4 protein-coding genes are annotated in these 7,242 nt (G+C 63.6%); all 4 read left to right on the plus strand.

What is annotated here, in order from left to right:
• Positions 1–7 precede the first annotated feature (7 nt).
• Complete coding sequence (locus ACLK1G_RS19310) at positions 8–1,735, plus strand: OmpA family protein (protein WP_420766880.1); 1,728 nt, start codon at positions 8–10, stop codon at positions 1,733–1,735.
• A 13-nt stretch (positions 1,736–1,748) separates the two neighbouring features.
• Positions 1,749–2,240: an Hcp family type VI secretion system effector gene (locus ACLK1G_RS19315; RefSeq protein WP_420766881.1), complete on the plus strand. Its 492-nt coding sequence runs from the start codon at positions 1,749–1,751 to the stop codon at positions 2,238–2,240.
• 141 nt (positions 2,241–2,381) lie between these two features.
• Positions 2,382–5,039, plus strand: a complete 2,658-nt coding sequence (gene tssH / locus ACLK1G_RS19320; protein ID WP_420766882.1) for a type VI secretion system ATPase TssH — start codon at positions 2,382–2,384, stop codon at positions 5,037–5,039.
• Positions 5,036–7,242 (plus strand): type VI secretion system Vgr family protein (locus ACLK1G_RS19325; protein WP_420766883.1); only part of this gene is annotated, 2,207 nt, incomplete at its 3' end. The genes tssH and ACLK1G_RS19325, both read left to right, overlap by 4 nt.

Genomic DNA, 7,242 nt, shown 5'->3' on the forward strand with positions numbered 1-7,242 from the left:
GGGCCCTATGACGATTCCATTGAAACGAGTCCTTTGGGCATGGGCCGGGATGCTTGGCGTGATATTGCTGTTCATCCTCCCGCTCGACACCCGGATACGCGTGATCGCGGTGTTGGTCATGATCGGCGTTGCGACGGTGGTTTGGGCGATGGCCAATCATCGTGCGGCTCGATTGCGCCAGTCGGTAGAGTTCGCCGCCGATGTGGCCATGCCACCCTCGTCGTTTCGTCAACCGGTGGTCCTGGTCTGCGGCGACGCCCTGGATGGCCTGTTCGGCACCGTCCCCGCCGAGCGATGGGCGCTACGCGTCACCCATCAAGGTTGCTATTTACGGGTGCCGAGTGTCGAGCAGTTGCCGAACGTGACCGAGAGCCTGCTGGCCTTGCGTCCGGGGTGGGGTGCTCAGCTCAGCGTGATGTTCGTCATCAACCCTGCAGCACACGGGAATGAAGCTGAACTGGCGGGGCGGATACGAGCGTTTCGTCACCAAGCCGCGCTGGCAGGCAGGCAGGGTGCGTCCTTGCCAATGATGCTGGTGAGTTATGTCCGCGCACCTCAGCGCGTGGACCCATGGTTCTGCTGGGTGGATGGTCCTCCCAATAATCCTCGTGTTCATGATGCCGGAGCCTGTGTCGATCTGGCTGACTGGCTGCAACAGCCCACCCGTTCGGCGCTGCGGGCGACACGGTTGCATGCGGGCGTGCAGCTGAACAATGCGGTGGCGTGGCTGCACGAGATGGTGCTGCCGCATTTCAATTCACGCGGTGACGGGCGAGGCTCGGCGGTGTGCTGGTCGATAAAGTTGGTGCCGGCAATACCGCAAACCGTGGAGGGGAATCTCTGGGAGCAGCGGCTACGTAGCAAAGTGGCGCTGGTCGACACCAGGACAGGGGAGATGCAAGCGGTGCTGCCGTTTCCGGATCCTCTGCTGAACCTGATTCCACTGCGGGCCCAACGTACCTCGATGCAGCGTGCCGCCATCATCGCGGTGTGGATGTATGCCCTGGCCGGCGGGATCGCCCTGGCCAGTTCCGCATGGCAGAACAACTTGTTGGTCCGCCAGGTCACTGATGACCTGCGCCGCTATGCGCCGCTCCTTGAGATGGAACCTCAGGAACAACCAACATCTCGCTGGCGCCAGCAAGCCGAGGTCAACCTCCGTGAGACCGCGCATCGGCTGCAGACCTACCACCGACAGGGTGAACCCCTGGCGCTGGGCATGGGGCTATATCGCGGTGACCTTTTGCGCGAGCCATTGAGGGCGGCGCTTTCCAGTCGTCTGACGTCGCCCGGGCCAATGCCTGCGCAAGCGTCCGAACCCGTGAGGCTAGACAGCCTGTCCCTGTTCAGCCCGGGCAGCGCGCGGCTCAAGCCGGGTTCAACCAAGGTACTGGTCAAAGCGTTGGTCGGCATCAAGGCACGATCCGGCTGGCTGATCGTGATTGCCGGGCACACCGATGCCACCGGCGAAGCCGCGCACAACCTCAAGCTGTCCCGAGCCCGTGCCGCCGCCGTGCATGAATGGATGCTGCACGTGGGCGGCATGCCTGACACGTGTTTCGCCGTGCAAGGGTTTGGCGCAAGCCAGCCGATCGCCAGCAATGACACCGAGGCGGGGCGTGCGGCCAACCGCCGAGTCGATATCCGTCTGGTACCTGAAGTGGGCGCTTGTGCGTTCCCCACGACAGGGTCGGACAGTCAACCCCCAGTCGCATTCAGCGACATTCAATCTTGAAAAGGAGCTTCACATGGCAATTCCCATTTACCTCTGGCTGCAAGATGACGGCGGCGCGCAAATCAAAGGTTCCGTGGATGTACAAAAGCGCGAGGGCAGCATCGAAGTGGTTGCTCAGGATCACAGCCTGTACATCCCGACCGATAACAACACCGGCAAGCTGACCGGCGCGCGGGTTCATACGCCGTTCCTGTTTTCAAAGGAAATCGACGCCTCCAGTCCCTACCTCTACAAGGCCGTTACCACCGGGCAGACGCTCAAGAGCGCCGAATTCAAGTGGTACCGCATCGATGATGCCGGGCAGGAGGTCGAGTACTTCATCACCAAGCTGGAGAACGTCAAGGTGGTGAAGGTCGCGCCAAAAATGCACGACATCAAAGACCCGACCAAAGAGAAGCATAACCACCTGGAACAGATTGAGTTGCGCTACGAGAAGGTCACCTGGACCTACAAGGACGGCAACATCATTCATTCCGATTCCTGGAGCGAACGCCAAAGCGCCTGAGGCGAATAAGCCCAAAGGCCACTGCGGCGCCGCCGATTGCCGGTGTGCTGGGTTGAGCGTCCGTTCGCGGGCGCTCAGCCAAGAACATCTGTTTCCCCCGTTTACCCGACCTGTACCGGAACCCGAACAAGGATGCTCCCCATGGCACAAAGCCCCTCGCGTCTGCTTCGTCGTTTGAATCCCTACTGCGCCCAGGCCCTGAGCGACGCGGCCTCAATGTGTCAGAGCCGCGCCCATGCCCACATCACCATCGAGCACTGGTTGCTCAAGTTGCTGGGGCAGGGCGAGGGCGACCTGACCGTCATCGCCCGTCGTCACGAACTGGACCTGGAGGCGCTTTGGTGCGGCCTGCTCAACCACCTCGATAACCTGCCGCGCAGCGTACAGGCCAAGCCACAGCTGTCTGAACCGTTGCAAATACTGGTCAAGCATGCCTGGCTGCGGGCCTCGCTGGATGACGACAACGACCGGCTGCGCTCCGCCCATCTGCTGGGTGCGCTGATGGACGACCCCGGGCTGCTGGTTTGCGAAGCGGCCTGGCCGCTGCTCAGCCTCGGCGAGCTCCAACTGCAACGCCTGTTTGCTTTGCTGGATCAAGTCTCCGAAGAGCGTCCCCAAGGGCAGGAGCCTGTTGCGATAAGCGATCCCATCGCCGCCTTGAACGGAGACGCCAAGCCTGATGCACGCACGCTACTGCTGGACAGATTCACCCTGGACCTGACCGCCCGGGCTGGGGAAGGGCAAATTGATCCGGTGTTCGGTCGCGACGATGAGATACGTCAGGTCATTGACATACTCAGTCGCCGACGCAAGAACAACCCGATCCTGGTCGGTGAGCCGGGCGTGGGCAAAACCGCGCTGGTCGAAGGCCTCGCCCTGCGCATCGCCCAAGGCGACGTGCCCGAAAGCCTGAAGTCCGTCTGCGTGCGCGCGCTGGATTTGGGGTTGCTGCAAGCCGGTGCCGGGGTCAAGGGGGAGTTCGAACACCGCCTCAAAAGCGTCATCGACGCGGTGCAGCAGTCCGAAACGCCGATCCTGCTGTTCATCGACGAAGCCCATACGCTGATCGGCGCCGGCAACCAGGCGGGGGGCGCCGACGCGGCAAACCTGCTCAAACCCGCCCTGGCCCGTGGCGAATTGCGCACCATCGCCGCGACCACCTGGGGCGAATACAAGCAATACTTCGAGCGGGATGCGGCATTGGAGCGTCGCTTCCAGCAGGTCAAGGTCGACGAACCGGACGATGCCAATGCCTGCCTGATGTTGCGCGGCCTCAAGGCCCGCTACGCGAGCCACCACGGCGTCCACATCCAGGATGCGGCGGTGCAGGCGGCCGTCAGCCTGTCGCGGCGCTACCTCACGGGCCGTCAATTGCCGGACAAGGCCGTCGACCTGTTGGACACGGCCTGTGCAAGGGTGCGCATGAGTGTCGATTGCGAACCCCAGGCGTTGGTCCACGTCAAGGCGCGGCAGGCTGCCCTGGAACTGGAGCGAGAGGCACTGGAAGCCGACCAGGGCCTGGGCAGTCGCGTCGACACCGAACGCCTCGGGCAGATCGCTGCGCAACATGCCGAATTGGAACGCGGCCGAATCGAGCTGCTGAGCCGATACAGGCAGGTGCTCGATCTCTCTCAACAATTACTCGATGCTCGCGAGGCAGAGCCGCCGCGCTGGGTGGATTGTGTCCAGTTGCAACAGGAACTGGATGCGATCCAAGGCAATCAGCCGATGTTATCCCTGGATGTCGACGCCCGCAGCGTAGCTGAGGTGATCGCCGATTGGACTGGGGTGCCCCTGGGCAGTTTGCTCAAAGATGAACAAGCGCACCTGCTGGAGCTTGAACAACAATTGGCGGAGCGCGTCGTCGGCCAGGCCCCAGCCCTCGAAGCGTTGGCCCAGCGCCTGCGTGCCGCCAAGACCGGGCTCGCCGATGACAAAGGCCCCCTGGGCGTTTTCCTGCTGGTGGGCACCAGCGGGGTAGGCAAGACCGAAACCGCCCGGGCCTTGGCCGACGCCCTGTTCGGCGGCGAAAAGGCGCTCGTCACCCTCAACCTTTCCGAGTATCAGGAAGCCCACACTGTCAGCCAGCTCAAAGGTTCGCCGCCCGGTTACGTCGGTTACGGACAAGGTGGTGTGCTGACCGAAGCCGTGCGTCAACGGCCCTACAGCGTCGTGCTGCTCGACGAGGTGGAAAAAGCCCATCGCGACGTCCTGAACCTGTTCTACCAGGTGTTCGATCGTGGCTTCATGCGTGATGGAGAAGGGCGAGAGGTAGATTTTCGCAACACCGTCATTCTGATGACCTCCAACCTGGGCAGCGACGCGTTGCAGGCCTGCCTTCACGTTCAACCCGACGCGCCGGACGGCACGTTGCATGAATGCCTGCGACCGATCCTGCGCGAACACTTTCAGCCGGCCTTGCTGGCGCGTTTCCAGACCCTCATCTATCGCCCGCTGCAAGTCGGTGCGCTGCAATGCATCGTTGCGATCAAGCTAGGCCATGTTGCCCACCGTTTGCGGCGCCACTATGGCCTGGACTGCGAGTTCGACGATGCCCTCGGCGAAGCGATGGTTGCCGCTTGCCTGCTGCCCGATACCGGGGCGCGCAACATCGATAGCCTGCTCAACGAACAGATTTTGCCCGTGCTGAGCCAACAGTTGTTGCAACGCCGGGCCGCGCAGATAAGAACAAACGGGGTGCGCCTGGGTTATTGCCAGGAGGAGGGCATCACCCTGCGTTTCATCGATGTCGCGGACACGGCCGGGACCGGCACCGTCGCCATGGAGCCTGCGCGATGAACATGGCCACCTTCTTCGACCACAGCCGCCACACCCTGAGCGTCTGCGACCTCACAGCCCATCTCGACGTCCTGGCCTTCACCGGCGAGGAGCACCTGAGCCGGCCCTACCACTACCGCATCGAATTCACCTGCACCGAGCGCGACCTGGTGGTCACCGACCTGCTCAACCGGGATGCTTACTTCAGTCTTTACCCGCTGCCGCCACCGCCGACGCCCAAGGGCTTCGCGCCGCCGGAGATCAAGCCGCTGCGCACGTTCAATGGCGCGATCACGGCGTTCAAGCGCCTGTCCGGCTCCAACGACGAAGCCCGCTACGAAATCACGTTGCAACCGCGTTTCGCGCTGCTGGCGCGGGGCAAGCAGTTTCGGATCTACCAGCACCAGTCGGTGCCGCAGATCGTCGAACACATCCTGCGCACGCGCCATGATTTCCGGGGCCAGCATTTCTATTTCAATGTAGTGCGCGACTACCCCCGGCGTGAACAGGTCATGCAATACGACGAAAGCGACCTGGCCTTCATCGAGCGCCTGCTGGCTGATGTCGGCATCTGGTACCGGGTCGTCAGCGATGACCGCCTGAGCATCGACGTGGTGGAGTTTCACGACGATCAGCGGCACTACCAGCGCGGCGTCAAGTTGCCGTGTCGCCCGCCGTCCGGCTTGTGCGCCAGCGAGCAGGACGCGGTCTGGCACCTGCAAACCGCCCACCAGGTGGTGGAAAAAAACATCAACTTTCGCGCCTACCACCATCGCGAGGCCTACGCGTTCCTCGACGGCGAGGTCGACCATACCCGCCGCGCAAAGGGCACCTACGGCGAGGCCTATCACTACGGCGAACCCTACACGGTGCTGGGCGAGCGCTACGCCCTGGACGAGGACCTGCAAAGCGAAAGTGGTTTTTTCTACGCGCGCCTGCGCCATGAACTCTACCTCAACGACCAGACCCGCCTCAGCGGCACCACCAGCAGCGCCACCCTGGCCCCGGCCCAGATGCTCGAAATCACCGGCGGCGCGCCCCAGGCCTTCGAGTTTGGCGCGGTGATCGTCAGCCTGCGCACCGAAGCGGCCCGGGACCGCAGCTTCATCGCCACCTTCCAAGCGATTCCTTACTCGGAAACCGTGTGCTTTCGCCCACCGCTGCCGCCCAAGCCGCGCATCAGCGGCACCATTCCCGCCCGCGTCAGTCACCCGGAAGTCAACCCGCCGTACGCTGACCTCGACTTCGAGGGCCGCTACAAGGTGCGCTTCCTGTTCGACCGCGACACCTGGCAAGCCGGCCGCGAAAGCGCCTGGCTGCGCCTGGCCCGACCCTACGGCGGCGACACCCACGGCCTGCATTTCCCGCTGCAGGCCGGCACCGAAGTGGCGGTGGCCTTCGAGCACGGCGACCCCGACCGCCCCTACATCGCCCACGCCCTGCACGACGACCGGCACCCGGACCCCGTCACCGCCCGCAACGAGCGCCGCAACGTGCTGCGCACCCCGAGCAACAACAAACTGCGCATGGACGACACCCGCGGGCAGGAGCACATCAAGCTCAGCACCGAGCACAGCGGCAAGAGCCAGTTGAACCTGGGGCATCTGGTGGATGCCGAGCAGACGAAGCGGGGGGAAGGGTTTGAGTTGCGCACCGATGGACATGGCGCCCTTCGTGCGGGCAAGGGGGTGTTTATCAGTGCTGATGAGCAAACCCAGGCCAAGGGCGACGTCCTCACCATGAACCCGGCCACCGCCCAGGTCGAAGGTGCCAGACAGCAGATGGCCGAATGGCAGGACATCGCCCAGGCCCACCACAGCCGCAAACCCGACCTGCGCGGCTTGGAACAACTCCAGGCCGACGCAAAAGACCTTTCGGCTGCCGCCATCCTGCTCAGCGCCCCCCAGGGCATCGGCGCCGTCACCCCGGCCAGCCTGCTGCTCAAGAGCGGCGACGCGCTGTACCTGCAAAGCCACAACGAAATCAACCTCGCCGCCGCCAAGCGGCTGTCGGCCCACGCCAACCAGGGCATCTCGCTGCTGGCCCAACAGGAAGGCCTGCGCCTGGTCTCCGGCAAAGGACCCCTGGACATCGAATCCCACGGCGATGGGCTGGGCATGAAAGCCCAGCAGGACATCACCGTGCAGTCGGTGCAGGGGCATGTGCAGGTGACGGCGAAGAATGGCCTCACCCTGGCGTGTGGGGGTGGGTTCATTCGGATTAC

This window comes from Pseudomonas algeriensis (assembly GCF_048847255.1).
Taxonomy (GTDB): domain Bacteria; phylum Pseudomonadota; class Gammaproteobacteria; order Pseudomonadales; family Pseudomonadaceae; genus Aquipseudomonas.